At 71.5% G+C, this 18,251-nt stretch carries 16 protein-coding genes; 5 read left to right on the top strand and 11 right to left on the bottom strand.

The genetic code is table 11. The features are described from left to right. The first annotated feature begins 1 nt into the window (after position 1). Both LZ017_RS17420 and LZ017_RS17415 read left to right on the top strand, forming a co-directional pair. The gene (locus LZ017_RS17420; protein ID WP_241398164.1) at positions 2 to 1,126 is read left to right on the top strand and encodes a succinylglutamate desuccinylase/aspartoacylase family protein; all 1,125 of its coding nucleotides are present in this window, start codon (positions 2 to 4) and stop codon (positions 1,124 to 1,126) included. Continuing rightward, complete coding sequence (locus LZ017_RS17415) at positions 1,126 to 1,893, top strand: ABC transporter ATP-binding protein (RefSeq protein ID WP_241398163.1); 768 nt, start codon at positions 1,126 to 1,128, stop codon at positions 1,891 to 1,893. Before LZ017_RS17420 ends, LZ017_RS17415 begins: the two co-directional genes overlap by 1 nt. A gap of 539 nt (positions 1,894 to 2,432) precedes the next feature. Here the strand turns inward: LZ017_RS17415 and LZ017_RS17410 are convergent. The 11 genes from LZ017_RS17410 to LZ017_RS17360 all read right to left on the bottom strand — a co-directional run bounded on the left by LZ017_RS17410 (position 2,433) and on the right by LZ017_RS17360 (position 16,031). Continuing rightward, complete coding sequence (locus tag LZ017_RS17410; RefSeq protein ID WP_241398162.1) at positions 2,433 to 2,912, bottom strand: GNAT family N-acetyltransferase; 480 nt, start codon at positions 2,910 to 2,912, stop codon at positions 2,433 to 2,435. A 578-nt stretch (positions 2,913 to 3,490) separates the two neighbouring features. Next, complete coding sequence (locus tag LZ017_RS17405; RefSeq protein WP_241398161.1) at positions 3,491 to 6,307, bottom strand: ATP-binding protein; 2,817 nt, start codon at positions 6,305 to 6,307, stop codon at positions 3,491 to 3,493. After that, on the bottom strand, positions 6,307 to 7,005 hold the full coding sequence (locus LZ017_RS17400) for a DUF4194 domain-containing protein (RefSeq protein WP_241398160.1): 699 nt from the start codon (positions 7,003 to 7,005) through the stop codon (positions 6,307 to 6,309). Before LZ017_RS17400 ends, LZ017_RS17405 begins: the two co-directional genes overlap by 1 nt. Next, positions 7,002 to 8,420 carry a hypothetical protein gene (locus tag LZ017_RS17395; protein WP_241398159.1) on the bottom strand — a complete coding sequence of 473 codons (1,419 nt, stop codon included), beginning with the start codon at positions 8,418 to 8,420 and terminating at the stop codon, positions 7,002 to 7,004. Before LZ017_RS17395 ends, LZ017_RS17400 begins: the two co-directional genes overlap by 4 nt. A gap of 70 nt (positions 8,421 to 8,490) precedes the next feature. Further along, positions 8,491 to 8,991, bottom strand: a complete 501-nt coding sequence (locus LZ017_RS17390; protein WP_241398158.1) for a GNAT family N-acetyltransferase — start codon at positions 8,989 to 8,991, stop codon at positions 8,491 to 8,493. A gap of 106 nt (positions 8,992 to 9,097) precedes the next feature. Next, on the bottom strand, positions 9,098 to 9,727 hold the full coding sequence (locus tag LZ017_RS17385; protein ID WP_241398157.1) for a cold shock and DUF1294 domain-containing protein: 630 nt from the start codon (positions 9,725 to 9,727) through the stop codon (positions 9,098 to 9,100). Positions 9,728 to 9,856: 129 nt separating this feature from the next. Next, positions 9,857 to 10,687: a phosphonoacetaldehyde hydrolase gene (phnX, locus tag LZ017_RS17380; protein ID WP_241398156.1), complete on the bottom strand. Its 831-nt coding sequence runs from the start codon at positions 10,685 to 10,687 to the stop codon at positions 9,857 to 9,859. Then, entirely contained in the window at positions 10,677 to 11,789 is a 1,113-nt protein-coding gene (locus tag LZ017_RS17375; protein ID WP_241398155.1) for a TIGR03364 family FAD-dependent oxidoreductase, read from the bottom strand. Before LZ017_RS17375 ends, phnX begins: the two co-directional genes overlap by 11 nt. A gap of 236 nt (positions 11,790 to 12,025) precedes the next feature. After that, entirely contained in the window at positions 12,026 to 13,774 is a 1,749-nt protein-coding gene (locus LZ017_RS17370; RefSeq protein ID WP_374109942.1) for a putative 2-aminoethylphosphonate ABC transporter permease subunit, read from the bottom strand. Between the two features lie 121 nt (positions 13,775 to 13,895). Beyond that, entirely contained in the window at positions 13,896 to 14,960 is a 1,065-nt protein-coding gene (locus tag LZ017_RS17365; RefSeq protein WP_241398154.1) for an ABC transporter ATP-binding protein, read from the bottom strand. 30 nt (positions 14,961 to 14,990) lie between these two features. Further along, positions 14,991 to 16,031 carry a putative 2-aminoethylphosphonate ABC transporter substrate-binding protein gene (locus LZ017_RS17360; RefSeq protein ID WP_241398209.1) on the bottom strand — a complete coding sequence of 347 codons (1,041 nt, stop codon included), beginning with the start codon at positions 16,029 to 16,031 and terminating at the stop codon, positions 14,991 to 14,993. A 124-nt stretch (positions 16,032 to 16,155) separates the two neighbouring features. Here LZ017_RS17360 and LZ017_RS17355 point away from each other — a divergent pair, with 124 nt between their 5' ends. The 3 genes from LZ017_RS17355 (at position 16,156) to LZ017_RS17345 (ending at position 18,248) form a co-directional block, all read left to right on the top strand. Then, on the top strand, positions 16,156 to 17,025 hold the full coding sequence (locus tag LZ017_RS17355; RefSeq protein ID WP_241398153.1) for a LysR substrate-binding domain-containing protein: 870 nt from the start codon (positions 16,156 to 16,158) through the stop codon (positions 17,023 to 17,025). Between the two features lie 63 nt (positions 17,026 to 17,088). Beyond that, the gene (locus LZ017_RS17350; RefSeq protein ID WP_241398152.1) at positions 17,089 to 17,835 is read left to right on the top strand and encodes a hypothetical protein; all 747 of its coding nucleotides are present in this window, start codon (positions 17,089 to 17,091) and stop codon (positions 17,833 to 17,835) included. Positions 17,836 to 17,849: 14 nt separating this feature from the next. Further along, positions 17,850 to 18,248, top strand: a complete 399-nt coding sequence (locus LZ017_RS17345) for a DUF4440 domain-containing protein (protein WP_241398151.1) — start codon at positions 17,850 to 17,852, stop codon at positions 18,246 to 18,248. Positions 18,249 to 18,251 lie beyond the last annotated feature (3 nt).

Genomic DNA, 18,251 nt, shown 5'->3' with positions numbered 1-18,251 from the left:
GATGCAAACCAAGACACACGCCCTGCCCAGCCCCACGCCGGGCACCTCGCGCGAGCTGGTCTCGCTGCACTACGGCACGCCGGGCCGCGGCCCCAAGATTTACATCCAGGCCTCGCTGCATGCCGACGAGCTGCCGGGCATGCTCACCGCCTGGCATCTGCGCAAGAAGCTGGACGCGCTGGAGGCCCAGGGCGCCATCCGCGGCGAGATCATCCTCGTGCCCATGGCCAACCCCATCGGCCTGTCGCAATGGTGGCTGCAGTCGCACCTGGGCCGCTTCGAGAGCCTGTCGGGCGAGAACTTCAACCGACACTACCCGGACTACATCGGCGCCGCCGCGCTCGATGCCGAGCCGCGCCTGAGCGCGACCGACGCGCCGCACAACGTGCAAGTGCTGCGCACCGCGCTGAAGGCCGCGGTACAGGCCGCGCCGGCCGAGACCGAGCTGCAGACGCTGCGCAAGACCCTGATGCTGCTGGCCTGCGACGCCGACGTGGTGCTGGACCTGCACTGCGACGCACAGGCGGTCATGCACCTGTACACCGAGAGCCCCTGCTGGCCGCAGTGCGAGCCGCTGGCGCGCTATCTGGGCGCGCGCGTGACCCTGCTGGCCACAGACTCGGGCGACAGCCCCTTCGACGAGGCCTGCTCGCAGGTGTGGTGGAAATGGGCGCGCCATTTCGGCGAACGCTTCCCCATCCCGCAGGCCTGCCTGTCGGTGACCGTGGAGCTGCGCGGGCAGGCCGACGTCGAACATGGCCTGGCCAGCGCCGATGCGCAGGCCATCCTCGACTACCTGTGCTTCCGCGGCGCCGTGGACGGCCCGCTGCCGCCGCAGCCCGAGCCGCAGGGCGACGCCCGTCCGCTGGCCGGCTGCATGCCGATCAAGGCGCCGGTGGGCGGCCTGCTGACCTTCGTGCGCCAGGTCGGCGAGAACGTCGCGGCCGGCGAGGTGCTCGCGCATGTGATTGATCCCATCAGCGGCCAGCTGACCGAGCTGAAGAGCCCGGTGGACGGCCTGTTCTTTGCCCGCGACAACCTGCGCATGGTCACGGCCGGCGCCCGTGTCGCGAAAGTGGCCGGGCGCGAAGTGCTGCGCAGCGGCAAGCTGTTGGGAGCGCGCTGATGTCTCAGAGTCTGGTCGTCGACAACCTGCACAAGCGCTATGGCGATCGCGAAGTGCTCAAGGGCGTTTCACTGTCCGCCAAGCCGGGCGACGTCATCACGCTGATCGGATCCAGCGGTTCCGGCAAGAGCACATTTCTGCGCTGCCTGAACCTGCTGGAGCAGCCGCACGAAGGCAGCCTCAAGCTGGGCGCCGACGAACTCAAGCTGGTGCGCGACCGCGACGGCAGCCTGCGCGCCGCCGATCCCAAGCAGCTTCAGCGCTGGCGTGCCCGGCTCGCGATGGTGTTCCAGAACTTCAACCTCTGGGGCCATCGCACCGTCTTGGAGAACGTGACCGAAGCCCCCATCCATGTGCTGGGCGTGCCCAAGGCCCAGGCCCTGGAAAAGGCCGAGGCGCTGCTGGCGCGCGTGGGCGTGGGTCACCGCAAGTCGGTCTATCCAGCTCAGCTCTCCGGTGGCGAGCAGCAGCGCGTGGCCATCGCGCGCGCGCTCGCCGTGGAGCCCGAGGTGATGCTGTTCGACGAACCCACGTCGGCGCTGGACCCCGAGCTGGTTGGCGAGGTGCTCAAGGTGATGCGCGACCTGGCCGCCGAGGGCCGCACCATGATCGTCGTGACCCACGAGATGGGCTTCGCGCGCGAAGTCTCCAGCCACACCATGTTCCTGCACCAGGGCCGGGTCGTCGAGGAAGGCAACCCGCGCGAGGTGCTGGTGCGGCCGCAGAGCGAGCGCCTGAAGGCATTCCTCAGTGGCGGACTGAAGTAGGCCCCTCGGGCAGCGGGTACGCTGGCTGGCCACCGGCGAGACGCCGGTGGCGCTCGTGCCGTCCAATCCCGCTCAGGCGGGATTGGAGCCGCGGCACTTTCTCCCCCGGTGGGACGTCGATACGGGCGGCATTCAGCCACCCGTACCGCCACATAGGCCGGCTTGGGGCGGCCCGGCGCTCGGCCCGAATACCTCCGATGTTCGTGGCATGGAGCCACAAGCATCGGCAGACATCTTGGCAAGAGGCCCGGTGTGGAGTCGAGCCGTACCCGGCGAGCGACTCAAGGCCTGAGCGGTGGGGTGGCCCGGGTGGTCGTCGGGCTGGGGCTCAGTGCCCAGCGCGGTCCTCGGTCAAATCGCATTCAAGGCCCTCTTCTTTGGTGACTTTCTTCTGGGCCCTCAGAAGAAAGTTACCCGGCCGCCAGGCCGGAACCAGGTCATCAAGACGGAACCATGCCTTCAACAAAGTAGCGAGGCCAGTCAGGCCAGCAAGGCCAGCGAGCCCCAAGTGCCTTGAAGTCGCGCCTCAGCGCGGCAACTCAGCCCCTTCCCGTCACCCCACACAGATACTCCAGCTCCTCATCTCCGTGGCTGTCCCTGCGCCCGGTGGGATGCCAGCCGAGATGGCGATAGAAGCCCCAGGAGCGTGATCCCGGGTTGTCGGAGCAGCCCAGGAACAAGCGGCGATGGCCATGGGCGCGCAGCATGGCGACGACCTGGGCGAGCAGGTCGCGGCCGATGCCACGGCCCTCGAAGTCGGGCAGCAAGGCCAGCACCACGACCTCGCCGCTGCCGGTGTCGCCGAAGCAATAGCCCACGACCTCGCCGCCCACCTGAGCCACCACGCCGGGCAGCCGGCCCTCGCGAACCTGCTGGGACCAGGACTCGGCGGTGATGCCGAGTTCCGCCAGGCGCTGCTCGGAAACCGCGTTCTCACGCGTCAGGCCGCGCAGGCGGATGCAGGCCGGCACATCCTCGGGCAAGGCGGTGCGATAGAACGGGGGCGTGGACACAGGCATGGCGGGCGAACTGCAGAGAACCGGGAATGGGGTGCAGTGTGCCGCGATCTGGGCGGGGTACCCAAGGTCATGGGCCTGGGCCTGGGCCTGTGCTTGGGCGTATGGGGTGAGCCTTTGAAGGTGACGGGGTCTTGCGGGGCCTGCGCGGTCTTTGTGGTCTTTGCGCTGTGCGCAGAGCCCGCCGGGTCTCGCCCCGGCAGGCGAGTTCCTTTTCCTGCGGGCCCAGGAAAAGGAACCAAAAGGAAGGCCTGAAGACGATTTGACCGAGGACCGCGCTGGGCATGGAGCGCTGGCCCGACCACCCTCCGGGCCATCCCTCCGCTCAGGCCGTGAGTCACTCGACGGGTACGGCTCGACTCCAGATCGGGCCTCGTGCGCCGGCTCCTGCATGCCGATGCTGGCGGCTCCATGCCGCGAGCATCGGCGGCATGGAGGGCCGAGCGCCGGGCCGCCCCAAGCCGGCCCACTGGGCGATGTGCGAGCGGGGCACGCCCCGCGAGCATCGCCGCCCCCTCGGGGGGGCCGCCCAAGGTACGCCTTGGGCGGGGGGCTCACGGTTTAGGCGGGGGGGTTGGCAGTCAATAGGGTGAGACTTCGGGCCGCCTCGCCAGCACCGCGATCGGCGGTGCCCAGCGTTCGCCGCGCGGTTTCTTGCTGGTCACGAGCGTGATCTCGGAGGGCTCGAAGACTTCCACGTTGTGCGTGATCGGCGTGGTCAGCAGGTATTGCGCACGGGTGCTCTTCAGGAAGTGGCCGACCAGCTGGATGTTGCGCACGTCCAGGTGGGCAAAGGGTTCGTCGATGAAGACGAAGCCGCCCGGCGCGTCGTCGTCCTTCATCAGGCCCACGAGCAGGATCAGGCTCTTGAGCACCTGCTGGCCACCGGAGGCCTCGCCGTCGTTGAGCCCGACTTCGCCCTTGCCGTCGAAGTTGAACCGCACCTGCAGGCCGGCCTGCGCCAGCACGGTGTCGTCGTTGTCCAGATGAGGCAGTTCGGCCTGGGCCAGCACGCCGGCCAGTTCGCCCAGTTCCTGCACGTTCTTCTTGTAGCGCCGCACGGTGGCCCGCAGCACGTCGATGTAGCGCTCGCGCGCGTTGAACGCGGCGATGCGCGCCATCTCGTTGCTGGCACGGCGGTCGTCGAGCTGGCCGCTCTGCTCCAGCACCGCCAGATGCATGCGCGCATGGCGGTCCTGGACCTGCGGATCGGTCTCCCACACGCCGGTGTCCAACTCCTGCTGGACATGGCGCATCGCGATCTCGGCCTGCTTGGCGTTCTCGAACTCGTCACGCAGCGCGGCCAGCCGCTCGGCATGCACCCAGGCTGCCGGGAAGCGCTCGCGCGCGGTCCGGGACGCGCGCGCCGCGGCCTGCAGGTCCTCGCGCCGCGTGGCCCAGTCGCGCTCGCTGCGCAGCACCGAGTCCTCGCTGCTCTTGAGCCCGGCCTGCGCGGCTTCGTAGTCGCGCTCGGCGCGCGTGGCCTGGGCCACGGCGCGGTCGTGGGTCTGGTCCAGTTGGGCCATGCGCGTCGCCGCCTCGATGCGCGCCTGGCGCAGCGCGGGCAGGCGCGAGCGCGCCTCGGCGAATTCGTCGGCGCGGTCCAGCAGCTCCTGCGCGGCCTTGTGGCCTTGCGCGGCGCGCTGCACATCCTTGAGCTGACGCTCGATCTCGGCCTGCTCGCGGGCGATCTTGGTCAGCTCCAGCTCGTAGCGCGCCAGCTCGGCCTCCAGCGAGCTGCGGCGCGAATCCAGCGCCGACACGCCGAACTGGAATTCGCGCGGCTCCACCCACAGGCTGCGGCCGCCCCGGCCGTCGCGGTAGTAGGCGTCCTGCGTGATCCATTCACCACCGACCTTGGCCCCCTGCTCCGTGTCCGCCACGCAGCGGATGGAGGCCAGCTGGCGCAGCAGCCAGCCCGGCAGCCGCGCATGCACTTTCAGCGCGGCCAGCAGGCTGTCCCGGGGGACCGTGGCCGGCACCTGCTCGGCGTCGGCGACGACGTAGTGGCGGTAGCGCTCGCGCGCGGCCAGACGGTAGGCCTGCGCCTCGTCGGAGGCATGGGCCAGCACCACCACCCAGCGCGACGGACGCAGGAAACCTTCGGCCGCGGCGCGCCAGGCGTCGTTGGCGATGTCGATGCAATCGGCCAGCACATGGTGGGCGATGCCCGCCTCGTCCAGCGCCTTGCGGAAACGCGTGACCTCGGGCGGCGGTGGGGGCAGGTGTTGCCCCTGCAGCGCATCCATCGCCGCCTGCGCCTTGCGCAGTTGGTCACTCTGCCGCGTGAAGTTCTCGCGCAGCTGGTGCTGGCGCGTGCCCAGTTCCTCCAGCCGGCTGGTGAGCTGCTCGCCATCGGTCTCGACCGCGGCCAGCGCCTTCAGGTCCTCCTCGCGCTTGGCGAGCTGCTCCATGGGCCGCTCGGCCTCGCGCGCGGTCTCGAAGGCCTGGCGGGCGCCCTTGCGCTCGCCTTCCAGCTCGGTCAGCCGGGTCTGGGCCTGCTGCTGCGCCTCGAACAGCGCATGCAGCTGCTGGCGCTTCTCGCGGATGCCGCGCTCGTCGGACCGGGCGAAGAGCCGCTGGCGGTGCAACTCGCGCAGCTGCTGCGCGATGCGCTGGCGCTGCTCGCTCCACTGCAGCACCGGCAGCACCTCGGTGGAGAGGCGCTCGCGTTCCTTCAGGCGCAGCTGGTACTGCTGGTAGCTGGTGACGCGGTTGGCCAGGTCGGAGAGCTGGGCCTGCGCATGCGAGAGCTCGTGCGTGGCCTGCTCGACCTCCTTCAGCAGCTGCTGCTGGTGGTTGCGCGCGAGTTCGTAGCGGTCCAGCACCTCCTGGTCGCCGAAGACCTCGAAGACCAGGCGCAGCAGTTCCTTGGGCGAGAGCTCGCACAGCCGGTCGGTCTGGCCCTGCTCCAGGGCCAGCACACGGCCGATCGCGCGCGTCAGGCCGGCGGCCTCCAGGCGCTTCTTCCAGGCCTCGATGCCCAGCCAGTCCTTCTCGGCGCGCTGGTCCAGTTCCTCGATCTCATGCACACCGTCGACCAGGATGTAGCGCCGCACCCAGTCGCCCCCCTGGCGCGAGATGCGACAGGCCAGCGTCACCTGGTCGGCATAAAGCAGCGAGCTGGCGAAGGGCCGGCTGCTGTTCTGGCGGCCGCGCGGGCGGTTGTCCACCAGCGCGCGCAGCCAGGCCGTCTCGGCATTCGCGTGGCGGGCGTAGGTCTTGTAGGTGCGCCCGCCCGAGCATTCCAGCCCCAGCAGCGTGCGCATCGCGTCCAGCAGCGTGGTCTTGCCCGAGCCATTGGGGCCGGCGATGGTGATGATGTTGCCGTCCAGCGGCATGGCCACGCGGCGGCAGTAGTCCCAGTGCAGCAGTTCCAGGGATTGCAGGTGAAACATCAGGCGTTTTCTTCGTTGTGGCGTGCGGCGAGGATGTGGCTGAGCGCCGGGCCCGCGCCCTCGTCGGTGCTGCGCGACAGCACGTCGGCCAGCGCGCCGTCCAGGATGCGCGGCGCCAGGGTGTCGTAGTCCAGCAGCAGGTCCAGCAGCGGGCCCTCGGCGATGTCCTCGCCCTTGCGCGTGATGAAGCCCTGGCGCTCCAGCAGCTTCAGGTTGGCGTCCAGGCGCATCTTCTTGCCGAGCTGGTTGCCGAAGTCGGCCAGCAGGCTGCGGTAGGACAGCGTCGGGGCGCTGCTCGCGGCGCTGGGCAGCGGCTTGTCGGTGGCGAACATCTCGCCCTGCCCCTCGGCCTCCTCGCTGCGCGTGAGCTGGCGCTGGCGCTTGGGCAGCACGATCAGCGCCCACAGCACCACCAGCAGCGCCACGCCGTCGCGCGGGAGGTCCAGGTTGTTGTTGGCGGCCAGGCCGGTCTCGCCGAACACGGCCACCTCGGCCGGTCGCAGCATCGCGACGCTGATGTGGTCGGCATAGACGTTGTCGACCACCTTCAGGCCCACCGCGCCCAGGCGTTCGTTCAGCGCGCGCCACAGCTCCTGGTCGATCAGCGCGCGCTTGACCAGCGCCTGGTTGCGCGGCAGCCAGCGGCGGGCGAGAAGCTGCGCCGCCAGCTGGGCGGCGTCATCGAGGGTGTTGCTCATGCCTTGTTCTCGTTCGGGTTGACCGAGGCCGCGGCGGCCTCGGTGGCCCTGTTGTCGGGGGCCGGTGCGGCGGCCCCGGGCTCATGGTCCACGGTGTGCAGCACGCCGCGGCTCATCCAGGCCACATAGTCGTCGTCCACCTCGCCCTGCTCGGCGGACCAGCGCACGCGCCAGGGCTGGCGCGCCATGTCGCCGGTCGCGCCGGCCAGGTGCTGGGCCTGCGGATCGCCCAGCAGCGGCAGCAGCTGCGCGCGGTAGGCCGCGCGCGCATAGCTGCCGCCCAGCACCGCGGGACGCAGGTCGCGCGCCTGGCCGCCCTCGCCGCCGGCCTCCAGCCAACGACCCAGCAGCGCCTGCAGCTGGTCCATTTCGGGCGGCAGGCTCATCACCGCGAGTTCGCCGGGCGGCGCCTTCAGCCCCTCGGGCAGCGGTTCCACGGTGGGCGGCTTGGGCCGGTCGCGCTCGAACTCCGCCTCGGCCGTGTCCAGCATCTCGTGCTGGGCGACGAAGACCGGCTGCACCGGCCGCGACAGCGCGCCCAGCGCCAGGTTTTCAAGGAAGGGCACGCCCTGCAGCCAGCGCCGCACGTCGGTGGTGGTGATGCCGGTGGTGCCCAGGGTGACGCGCTGGCGGTCGGCCTGCTGCAGCGCGCGGTTGAACTGGCTGGCCATGGCCAGCAGCCGCGCCTGGGCCAGGCCCAGTTCGCGCGCCAGCCGCTCCAGCCGCGCGTTGCCGTCCGACTGCGCCTGCTGGATGATGGCCGACAGCGCGTCGCTGGCCTTTTCCACCAGTTTCAGCGCGCGCTCGAAGCGCATGCGCGCGCGGCGCAGATGGAACTCGGAGCCCGACGCGATCGCGTCGGCGAACTCGTTGTACAGCCGCGAGAGCTGGGCCAGCAGGTGCTGCAGCTGCGATGGCTCCAGCGTGCCCAGCTGGTGGGCACCGGCCACGTTGGCCAGCAAACCGGCCAGGTCGCCGTCCTGGTCCTGCCCCTGCGTCAGCGGCGACAGCAGCGCCACCAGCTGCTGCGCCAGCGGCGTGATGCCGTACTGCTGGTCGGTGGGCTCCCAGGCCAGCAGATGGGCCTCGCGCAGGCGCTTGAGCACCAGCTCCAGCGCGTCGTCGCGCAGGTGGTGGAAATGGCGGTTCAGCACGTCGCGCGTCAGGCGCGACTCGGGCAGGCTCATCAGTTCGATGAACACCCACACGCGCAGACGCGCCAGCGTCGCCGGCCCGTGGAACAGCGCGCGCAGCGCCGCCAGCAGCGCATCGCTGCGCTCCAGCTGCCACCACAGCAAGGCCTCGGTGGGCGCCGCGCCATCGCGGAAATAGTCTTCGAAGCGCAGGGACTCGGCGCCTGCATCGCCATCGTCGATGGCCGCGCCCCGTGCCGCGCTTGCAGCGTGATCGGTCATATGGGCGGCGATTATCGCCGGGTGGGAGCGCGCGCCGGGAAGCGGTCCGCCCCCCGGCTCCGCCCGCGGTTCAGGCCGCCCGCAGCAGCCGCTGCATCAGGCGCGCCTCGGCCCCGAAGCTGTCCAGCTTGGCCTGCAGCGCCGCGCTGGGCACGGCCAGTTCGGCAAAACCCTGGCGCTGCCAGTAGGGCACCGAGCCCTGCACCGCGATCAGCACCACGCGCGGCAGACCCATGTCCTGCGCCCGCCGCAGCACCTGGCTCAGCAGGGCCGAGCCCAGGCGCTGCGCGCGGCCCGCCGGCGCCACCGCCAGGTCGTGCAGATACAGCGCCTGCGGCGCGCGCGCCGCCGGCCAGGCGCCGGCATCCAGGGCCGGCAGTTGGCCCTCGTCCACCGGCAGGCTCACGACATAGCCCAGCGGCTCATCGTCCGCGCCCAGCGCCAGATAGCTGCAGTTCAGCCCGCGCGTGGCCTGCAGCTTGGCCGCGAAGGCCTGCTCGCTCTCCAGGAAATCGGCGCCATAGCACTGCGCCTGCATCGCCAGGACGGCCGGCACGTCCGACCTGTCCATCACCTTCAACCTCAACATCAGATCCGCTATCCCTCTCGCCGGGGATCCGCCCCGGCCACGCCGGGCGCCGCAACGGCGCCCTCCAATTCCCAGCCCCGCACGGCGCTCAGACCCGCCGCCACTGCGCCAGCAGCGGCGTGAACAGCAGCACGAAGAGCAGGATGTTGCCCGCCACGCAGGCCCAGAACACGCGCCGGAACGCCGGCTTGGCGCTCTTGTGGCGCAGCATCTGCTGCGCCAGCAAGGCCCCGGGCCAGCCGCAGGCCAGCGCCAGGCCGTGCAGCGTGCCCTCGGCCACGCGCCAGCCGCCGCGCTGCGCGGAGCGCTTGTCCTGCCAGTAGACGATGAAGGTGGCCAGGCTCATGGCCACGTAGAAGCCCCACAGCCCATGCGGCAGCGGCCAGGCCAGGTGGGTCAGCAGCACCAGGACGGCGAACAGCGGGATGAGCCACAGCGAGGCCGAACCGGCGGCCCGCGCCGTGCCCGCGGCACGCGGCGCTGCGGCCGGCGGGGTCACCGGGCGGCGCGGTTCCAGGCTCTGCACCTTGAGCGCGCGCGCCTTGCCTTGCGCGTCACGGCCCGGCTCGAAGCTGAGCCGCTCGCCGACGAAGGGCCGGCCGGCGCGCAGCCCGAAGGCCTTGATGTGAACGAAAAGTCGCGGGCCGCCGCCTTGGGGCTGGATGAAGCCATAGCCCTTGGCATCGTCCCACTTCGCCAGAATTCCCTGCTCGCGCATGACTCGCCGAAAGGACAAAGGCGGATTGTTCCACAGCTGCCGATCGGGGCGCCGGCGCCGGGCGCTGGCAACGGGCCGTGCAGGTCCCGGCCCGGGTGACGGGCACGCCATGGCGCGCCCGGCGGACGCTCAGCCGGCGTCCGGGCGCTCGCCCGCGGCGATGCGGCGTTCGATCTCCTGCAGCGCAGGCAGCAGCTCCCACAGCCCGTCCACCACCAGGTGGGCACCGCCGGCCAGCAGCTCGGCGCGCGCGGCTTCGCGGCGGCGTGCCTGCTCGGCCTCGTCCAGCGCCTGCCATTCGTCCAGGCTCAGGCCCATCACATTGCCGCTGACCGCGACGCCCACGCACCAGGCGCCGACCGCGCGGCCTTCCTGCAGCCCCACCGGTGTGTCGTCCACCTTGAGCAGCGCGGCCGGCGGCCAGACCTGCAGGTCCGACATCGTGCGCACCATCATCAAGGGGCCGGGCCGCGCGCTGGCCATGTCGCCGGCGCAGACCAGGTTGTCCGGCGCGTAGCCCAGCGCCTCGGCGATGGGCGCCAGCACCTCCATGATGGGCCGGTTATAGCCGGTGGTGGAGCCGATCTTCAGTCCGCGCGCGCGCAGCGCCGCGATGGTTTCGAGCGCGCCGGGCACCAGGGCCGCGTGCTGGCGCACGCTGGCCGCGTTCATCGGCGTGAAGATCTCGTAGAGCCGATCGCAGTCCACCGCGCCGAAGGCCTGGCCCTTGACGCGCTGCCATTCGGCGGCGATGCGCGGCTGCGTGCCCAGCGCATGGATGTGGTCCCACTTGGCCATGCCCATGGGCGCGCGCGCCTCGGCGATGCTGATCGCCACGCCCTCGCGCGCGAACAGTTCCACGAAGGCCCCCATGGGCGCCAGGCTGCCGAAGTCCAGCACCGTGCCGGCCCAGTCCAGCACCACCGCCTGCAGCGGCGGCGCGACGCGATCACCAGCCATGCAGCACCTCCTCGGCCAGCGCGAACGCGGTGCTGGCGCCGGTGCCGCCGGTCACCAACACGACGCGGGTGCGCTCGTCGGGCGCGTCGACCAGGCAGGGCTGGCGGTCGCTGACCGGATAGCAGCCGGTCCAGCGCTCGCGCACCGCCAGCTGCGGCAGCGCCAGCTGGGCGCGCAGCTCGTCCAGGATCAGCCCGTCCACCGCCTCGCTGGCGAAGGGCGGCAGCACATCGCCGTAGTGGTGCGAGTCACCCACCACCAGGCTGCCGTCGGCGCTCTGCACCGCGATCAGGTGGACGCCATGGGCCAGCGCGTCGGCGCGTTCGGTCTGCAGCCGCGCGCGCAGCGCCTGGGCCTCGGGCAGCTCGGCATAGCCTTCATAGCGCACCAGGCTCAGTTCCCCCATCGCCGCGGCCTGCAGCCTGAAGCCGGCTGGCGGCTGCACGCGCAGCATCTGCAGCTGGCACAGCTGCAGGCCCTGGGCGCCCAGCCGGGGCGCGTACAGGCCGCCCAGCTCGGCGCCGCTGCACACGACCACGCGTTCAGCGTGGTAGACGGCACGCGACGAGCGCACGCGGGGCGCGTCCACCTCCAGCACCGCCTCGCCGAAGCGAAAGCGCACGCCGTGGCGCTCGGCCAGCCAGGCGGCCAGGCGCGGGATCACCTCGCGCGATTCCACGCGCAGCTCATGCGGGCTGTACAGCGCGCCCAGCAGACCCTCCGGGTTCAGCCCCGGCTGACGCGCCAGCGCCTCCTCGCGGCCCAGCAGCTGGCAGCCCTCGCCCATCTCCGTGGCGGCGAAGGCCTGCAGCAGCGCCGCCGACTCCGGCCGGCGCATCGCCAGCACCAGCCCCTGGTGCTCCACCCGCAGCCCTGCCTCGCCGGCCAGCTCGGCCCACAGCGCGCGCGTGCGCCGCGCCCGCAGCCAGTGCGCGCCGCGCTTCTGCCCGGTGACCGTGACGAAGCCGAAATTGCGCACCGACGCCCCGATGCAGGCCGCGTCGCGCTCCAGCACCGTCACCCGCCAGCCCTTGCGCGCCGCCGCCCAGGCATGGGCCAGGCCCACGATCCCCGCCCCCACCACCAACAGATCCGATTCCATCCCACTTCCTTCGTTAACGGCTCACGCCCTGCAAACCCAAATCCCCACGCAGCGCCCTGCCCCGCTGTCCTTGCTTGCGGCTCAAGGCCGCAAGCAAGGACGCCCCAGGGCCGCAGGGCCGGCGCCGGGCCGCCCCAAGCCGGCCCACCTGGCGATGTGCGAGCGGGGAAACCCCCGCGAGCATCGCCGCCCCCTCGGGGGGCCGTCCCCGGTACCCCGGGGGCGGGGGGCCTCACTCACTTTGCCCTCCACCTCTGCGTCCGCTGCACCAGCCCCTGCCCCAGCAGCGCGATCAGCCCGCGCCCCAGCGCCGCGGTGGCGAACAGCAGCGTCGCCATCGCGGCGGCCGGCGCGGTGTCGCCGGCGTCGTCCATCGCCAGCACCGCGATCGCGGCCAGCTCGGTGGACGGCGTGTACAGGAAGACCAGCGCCGACACCGTGGTCAGCGCGCTGACGAAGAAGTAGCCCGCGACCTGCACCAGCGTGGGCAGTGCCACTGGCAAATGCACACGCCACAGCTGGCGCCAGAAGGGCTGGCCCAGCGATTGCGCCACCAGCTCGTATTCGCCGTCCAGCTGGCGCAGCCCCGACAGCTGGGTGATGTGGGCCACCGAATAGAAGTGCGCCACGGTGCAGATCACCAGCAGCGCCAGGCTGCCGTAGAGCCCGCGCAGCGGGTTCCAGGGGGCGTTGAAGAAGAGGATGTAGCCCAGCCCCAGCGCCAGCCCCGGCACGGCCATGGGCAGCGTGGCCATGGCATGCAGCAGCCCGCGCCCGGGCGCCAGCCCACGCGGCTTGTCCACCAGCCAGGCCAGCACGAAGCTCAGCAGCGTGCCCGCCGCCGCGGTCCACAGCGCCAGCTTCAGCGAGTTGCCATAGGCGGCCCAGCCGCCGCCATCGCTCATGTCGAAGGCGTAGTGCGCCAGCGTGGGCGTCAGCCGGTAGGGCCAGTAGGTGGCGAAGGAGGCATAGACGGCCACCGCGAACACCCCCGCCAGCGCCACGGCGACGCCCGCCACATAGAGCAGCGCCAGCCCATCGCGCAGCGCGCGGCGCTCCGGCACATGGAGCACCGCGCGCAGACCCAGGCTGGCCGCCTGGCGCGCGCGCAGCCATTGCTCCACGCGAAAGGCCAGCGCCGCCGGCAGCAGCAGCAACAAAGCCACGACGGCGCCCATGTGCAGCTTCTGCTGGCCCACCACCTCCTTGTAGATGTCGGTCGCCAGCATGGGCGTCTGCCCGCCGACGACCTTGGGCACGCCGAAGTCGGTGATGACCAGCACGAAGACCACCACCCAGGCCATCAGCAGCCCGTAGCGGCTGCCCGGCAGGGTCACGGTGGCGAAGATCCGCCACGGCCCCGCGCCCAGGCACTGAGCCGCCTCGTACAGCCGCGCGTCGCGGCTGGACAGCGCGGTGCCGAGAATCAGCAGCGCATGCGGGAAGGTCCACAGCACCGAACCGAGCACGATGCCCGTGGTCCCGTAAAGCCCGGGCAGGCCCAGCAGCACCAGCAGCTCCTTCAGCAGTCCCTGCTGGCCGAAGGTGTACACCAGCCCGATCGCTGCCAGCAGCGACGGCGCCAGCAGCGGCAGCAGCGCCAGCGCGCGCCACAGCAGCGCGGCCGGCAGCCGGCAGTGGGTCAGCGCCCAGGCATAGCCATAGGCCAACCCGACGCAGAGGCTGGCCGACAGCGCCGACAGCAGCAGGCTGTTGGTCAGCGACTCCAGCCGCCGCCCGCCGCCCAGGTAGGCCTGGAAGTTGGCGAGGCCGACGAACTGGCCTTGCGCGTCCAGCAGGCTGCGCCAGCCCAGGCTGGCCAGCGGCGCCAGCACCGCGAGCCCGAGCAGCAACAGCCCCAGCGCCAGCAGCGCGCGCAGCAGCCAGGGCTCCAGCATGGCGCCTGGCGATGGCGCGGGGCCGGTGGTCTCAGCGCGGCCTGGTCCGGCCAGGTCTTGCGCGGTGCCCGGGAGCACTGCGCTCATGGGATGTCCCTCCGCGCTGCGCGCTCCGGGATTCGCGCTTGGGAGCGGCCCGGCGCGTGGGCTGGATGGTCCCTCCGCGCTGCGCGCTCCGGGATTCGCGCTTGGGAGCGGCCCGGCGCGCTCATGCCGCCCTCCGCATCGAAAGCGGCAGTTCGAACAGATGGATGGCGCCGGGCGCCGCGGCGATGCGCAGCGGCATGCCGCATTCCAGCCGCGGCTGCAGGGCGGCGGCCTGCTCGCTGGGCAGTTCCAGTTCCAGCTCGGTCTGCAGCGCCTCGCAGCGCAGCAGCAGCCGCGTCCACGGCCCCTGAAAGACCAGCTCGCTCAGCAGCACCGCCAGGTCGCCCTGCGCGTGCAGGCGCAGGGCCTCGGGGCGCAAGCCCAGCAGCACCGGGCTGCCGGTCTTGTAGGCGCAGGTGTCGGCGTCCAGCAGCGCGGTGCCCACGCGCACGCGGTTCTCGGCCACCACCAGGCCCTCCAGCCAGTTCATGCGGCCCACGAAGCCGGCCACCTCGCGGCTGGCCGGCCGCTCATAGAGCGCCTGCGGCCGGTCCTGCTGGGCGATGCGCCCCTCGTGCATCAGCACCACGCGGTCGGACATGGCCAGCGCCTCGTCCTGGTCGTGGGTGACCATCAGCGTCGTGATGCCCAGGCGCTGCTGCAGGCGGCGGATCTCGCTCCGCAGGCCCTGGCGCACCTGGGCGTCCAGCGCCGACAGCGGCTCGTCCAGCAGCAGCAGGCGCGGCTGCGGCGCCAGCGCGCGGGCCAGCGCCACGCGTTGCTGCTGGCCGCCGGAGAGCTGCGCGGGGAATTTGTGCGCCTGCTCGCCCAGGCCCACCAGCGCCAGCATCTCGTCGGCGCGCGCCTGCGCCTCGCGTCGGCTCAACGCCTGCAGGCCGTAGCAGACGTTCTCGCGCGCCGTCATGTTGGGAAACAACGCATAGGACTGGAACACCACGCCAAAGCGCCGCTGCGCGGCGCTCCAGCGCGTGATGTCCTGCCCCTGCAGCAGCAGCCGGCCGCGCTCGGCGGTCTCGATGCCGCAGACCAGGCGCAGCAGCGTGGTCTTGCCGCAGCCCGACGGCCCCAGCAGGCTGACGAACTCCCCCGCCGCCAGCGTGAGGTCGATGCCACGCAGCACCGTCTGCGTGCCGAAGCGCTTGCTCAGCTGTTCAATCTGCAGCATGGGAGTTCACCTGCCGGGTCCGTCGCGCGTTCACTGCTTCTTCTCGGCCTTGCCTTCGTAGCGGCGCGACCACTCGGCGAGGATGCGGTCACGGTTGGCCGCGGCCCAGTGGAAGTCGTTCTTGGCCAGCAGCTTGTCCAGGTCCTGCGGCACGAACTCCAGCTGCTCCTGCACCGTGGGCAGCGCCAGCACAGCGAAGTTCTTCGCGTACAGCTCGTTGGCCTTGCGCGTCACCGCCCAGTCGGCCAGCGCGCGCGCGGCGTCCTGCTTCTTGCTCGTCTTCATGATCGCGGTGGCCTCGACGTCCCAGCCCAGGCCTTCCTTGGGGAAGACGATGTCGATGGGCGCGCCCTCGCGCTTGGTCTTGTTGGCGCGGTACTCGAAGGACAGGCCCACCGGGAACTCGCCGGCGCCGGCCTGCTTGCAGGGCTTGGAGCCGCTGTGCGTGTACACGCCGATGTTCTGGTGCAGCGCGTCCATGAAGGCCCAGCCCTTGGCCTCGCCCATCATCTGCAGCCAGGCCGAAACCATCAGATAGCCCGTGCCGCTGGAGGCCGGGTGCGGCATGGTGATCGCGCCCTTGTAGGCCGGCAGGGTCAGGTCGGCCCACGATTGCGGCTTGGGCAGCTTGCGCTTCTCGGCCTCCACGGTGTTGAAACAGACCGCCGAGGACCACAGGTCCATGCCCACCCAGGTGGGTTGGGCGCGCGGATCGCGCATGCTGGGGCGCACCTGCTCCAGCCCCTTGGGCGCGTAGGCGGCCAGCATGCCTTCCTTGTCCAGCAGCATCAGCGAGGTGGCGGCCAGGCCCCAGATCGCGTCGGCCTGCGGGTTGGCCTTCTCGGCGAGCAGCCGGGCGGTGACGATGCCGGTGCTCTCGCGCACGAACTTCAGCTCGATGGACGGGTGGTCCTGCTCGAACGCGGCCTTGTAGGCCTTGATCTGGTCGGCTTCCAGCGCGGTGTAGACCAGCAGCTCGGTCTTGCCCTGGGCCCAGGCCGCGCCCGCGGCGGCCAGCGTCAGCGACAGGCCGGCCAGCGTGGCGCGGATCGCGGTCTTCAGTGTCTTCATGCGTGTGTGCTCCATCACCGTCGGGGTGTGCCCGGCACTGTAGGAATCCAACATGTCACGACTGCGTCAAGGAACGGAAAAACAATGAAGCCCGTTTTGGCGCTTTTGGGGCAGGAAATTGAGCGTGCTGGTGAACCAGCTGAAGGCCTTTTACGCCGTGGCCAGGCTGGGATCGATCACGCTGGCGGCCAAGCAGCTGGAGCTGTCCGCGCCCACGGTGACCACGCAGATCCGCGCGTTGGAGGAGCAGTACGGGCTGGAGCTGTTCCGCCGCAGCGGCGGCCGGCTCAGCCTCAGCGAGTCCGGCGCGCGCCTGCTGCCGCGCGTCGACGCGCTGCTGCAGCAGGAACTGGACCTGGAGTTCACGCTGCGCAACAGCGCCGAGCTGAGCGGCGGCAGCCTGCGCCTGGGCGCGACCGCGCCCTACTACCTGCTGGAGATCCTGCAGCGCTTCCGCGCCCGCCATCCGCGGGTGGACATCAGCGTGGCGTCCGGCAACTCGCGCCAGATGATGGAGGCGCTGCTGAGCTACCAGGTCGACGTGGTCACCTCCTCCCATCTGGAAAAAGACCCACGCCTGCAGCGCCTGGAGCTGGGACGCGACCCGCTGGTGCTGCTGCTGCCGCAAGGCCACGCGCTGGCGGCGCTGGCGGCCGTGCCGCTGGCCGCGCTGGCCGACCAGACCCTGCTGCTGCGCGAACGCGGTTCGATGACGCGGACGCTGACCGAACAGGCCATGGAGGCCGCCGGGCTGCGGCCGCGCGACACACTGGAGATTGCCAGCCGCGAAGCGCTGCGCGAGGCGGTGCGGCTGGGACTGGGCCTGAGCGTGTTCGCCGCGCATGAGACCGGCAGCAGCCCGGACCTGCTCGTGCGCCCTTTTGCCGACCCCATGCCCGAGGTCTGCGAGTACCTCTACTGCCTGCGCGAACGCGCCGAGGCGCGGCTGATGCGCGCCTGGCTGGCCTGCTGCGGCGCCGACGCCCCGGCATAATTCCGCCGGGCCTGCGGCGGCGGCGCCCCAAGACCAAGACAGAGATCGAACAGGGAGGACTCCATGCCATTTGCCGGCCTTGGCCTGCACGTCGTGATCGCGCTGCTGTGCGCCATCCATGCGGTGAAAACGCGCCAGCAGATGTACTGGCTCTTCATCCTCTTCGCCTTCCCGCTGCTGGGCAGCCTGGTGTACTTCTTCGCCATCTATCTGCCCAATTCGCGGCTGGAGCGCGGTGCCGTCAAGGCCCTGGGCGCAGCGGCCCGCGCGCTGGATCCGGAGCGCGAGCTGCGCGAGGCGCGCGCCGCGCTGGACGACACCCCGACGGCGCAAAACCAGATGCGCCTGGCCGCGGCGCTGCTGGCGCTGGGCCGCGGCCAGGAGGCGGCGCAGGCCTATGAGCGCTGCCTGGTGGGGCCCTTCGCATCCGACCCCGACATCCGCTACGGCGCCGCCTGCGCCTTTGTCGAGTGCGGCCGCCATGCCGAGGCCCTGCCCCATCTGCGCGCGCTGCAGCAGGAGCGGCCCGAGTTCCGGCGCGAGGAGGTGGCGCTGCTGCATGGACGCGCGCTGACCGGCCTCGACCGGCTGGCCGAGGCACGCGCCATGCTGGAGGACGCCCAGCAGCGCCATGGCAGCTTCGCGGCCAAGACCGAGCTCGCGATCTGGGCCCATGCGGCGGGCGAGGCCGCGCTGGCGGCGCAGCTCGATACCGAACTGGACAAGAGCAGCGCGCGCTGGAACCGCCAAACCCGTGAACTGAACGAGCCACTGCTGCGCCGGCTGCGCGCCGCGCGCGGCAGCCGCTGAACGGCCGGCCACCCATGCTCGCCACGACCGTGCCGCCGGACTTGCGCGACACGCTGATCGCGCTGGAGCGCGAGCTGCACCGGCCCGAGCACTCGCCCGGGCGCTTCGAACAGCTGCTGGACGCCGAGTTCTGCGAACACGGACGCTCCGGGCGCGCCTGGGACCGGCCGGCCATCCTGCGCATGCTGGCCGAAGCCGAGCCCGTGGACATCCATGCCCAGGACTTCGTGCTGCAGCCGCTGGGCGACGACCTGGTGCTGCTGCGCTACCGCAGCGCCCACCGGGCGCCCGGCGGCGCGCTGGAGCGGCATTCGCTGCGTGCCTCGCTGTGGCGGCACGACGCGCGCCTGGGCTGGCGCCTGGTCTTCCACCAGGGTACGGCCACCGCCCCCTTCGACGCGACGACCGGCTAAGGG

Origin of the sequence: Pelomonas sp. CA6 (assembly GCF_022549225.1) — a bacterium.
Taxonomy (GTDB): Bacteria; Pseudomonadota; Gammaproteobacteria; order Burkholderiales; family Burkholderiaceae_C; genus Roseateles.
Note: the sequence above shows the minus strand (reverse complement) of the source record. Positions and strands in the feature narration are given on the sequence as shown.

Excerpts from the sequence above, each read along its gene's own strand:
- LZ017_RS17420 (WP_241398164.1), top strand. The coding sequence starts at position 2 with ATGCAAACCAAGACACACGCCCTGCCCAGCCCCACGCCGGGCACCTCG.
- LZ017_RS17415 (WP_241398163.1), top strand. The coding sequence starts at position 1,126 with ATGTCTCAGAGTCTGGTCGTCGACAACCTGCACAAGCGCTATGGCGAT.
- LZ017_RS17410 (WP_241398162.1), bottom strand. The coding sequence starts at position 2,912 with ATGCCTGTGTCCACGCCCCCGTTCTATCGCACCGCCTTGCCCGAGGAT.
- LZ017_RS17405 (WP_241398161.1), bottom strand. The coding sequence starts at position 6,307 with ATGTTTCACCTGCAATCCCTGGAACTGCTGCACTGGGACTACTGCCGC.
- LZ017_RS17400 (WP_241398160.1), bottom strand. The coding sequence starts at position 7,005 with ATGAGCAACACCCTCGATGACGCCGCCCAGCTGGCGGCGCAGCTTCTC.
- LZ017_RS17395 (WP_241398159.1), bottom strand. The coding sequence starts at position 8,420 with ATGACCGATCACGCTGCAAGCGCGGCACGGGGCGCGGCCATCGACGAT.
- LZ017_RS17390 (WP_241398158.1), bottom strand. The coding sequence starts at position 8,991 with ATGGACAGGTCGGACGTGCCGGCCGTCCTGGCGATGCAGGCGCAGTGC.
- LZ017_RS17385 (WP_241398157.1), bottom strand. The coding sequence starts at position 9,727 with ATGCGCGAGCAGGGAATTCTGGCGAAGTGGGACGATGCCAAGGGCTAT.
- phnX (WP_241398156.1), bottom strand. The coding sequence starts at position 10,687 with ATGGCTGGTGATCGCGTCGCGCCGCCGCTGCAGGCGGTGGTGCTGGAC.
- LZ017_RS17375 (WP_241398155.1), bottom strand. The coding sequence starts at position 11,789 with ATGGAATCGGATCTGTTGGTGGTGGGGGCGGGGATCGTGGGCCTGGCC.
- LZ017_RS17370 (WP_374109942.1), bottom strand. The coding sequence starts at position 13,774 with ATGAGCGCAGTGCTCCCGGGCACCGCGCAAGACCTGGCCGGACCAGGC.
- LZ017_RS17365 (WP_241398154.1), bottom strand. The coding sequence starts at position 14,960 with ATGCTGCAGATTGAACAGCTGAGCAAGCGCTTCGGCACGCAGACGGTG.
- LZ017_RS17360 (WP_241398209.1), bottom strand. The coding sequence starts at position 16,031 with ATGAAGACACTGAAGACCGCGATCCGCGCCACGCTGGCCGGCCTGTCG.
- LZ017_RS17350 (WP_241398152.1), top strand. The coding sequence starts at position 17,089 with ATGCCATTTGCCGGCCTTGGCCTGCACGTCGTGATCGCGCTGCTGTGC.
- LZ017_RS17345 (WP_241398151.1), top strand. The coding sequence starts at position 17,850 with ATGCTCGCCACGACCGTGCCGCCGGACTTGCGCGACACGCTGATCGCG.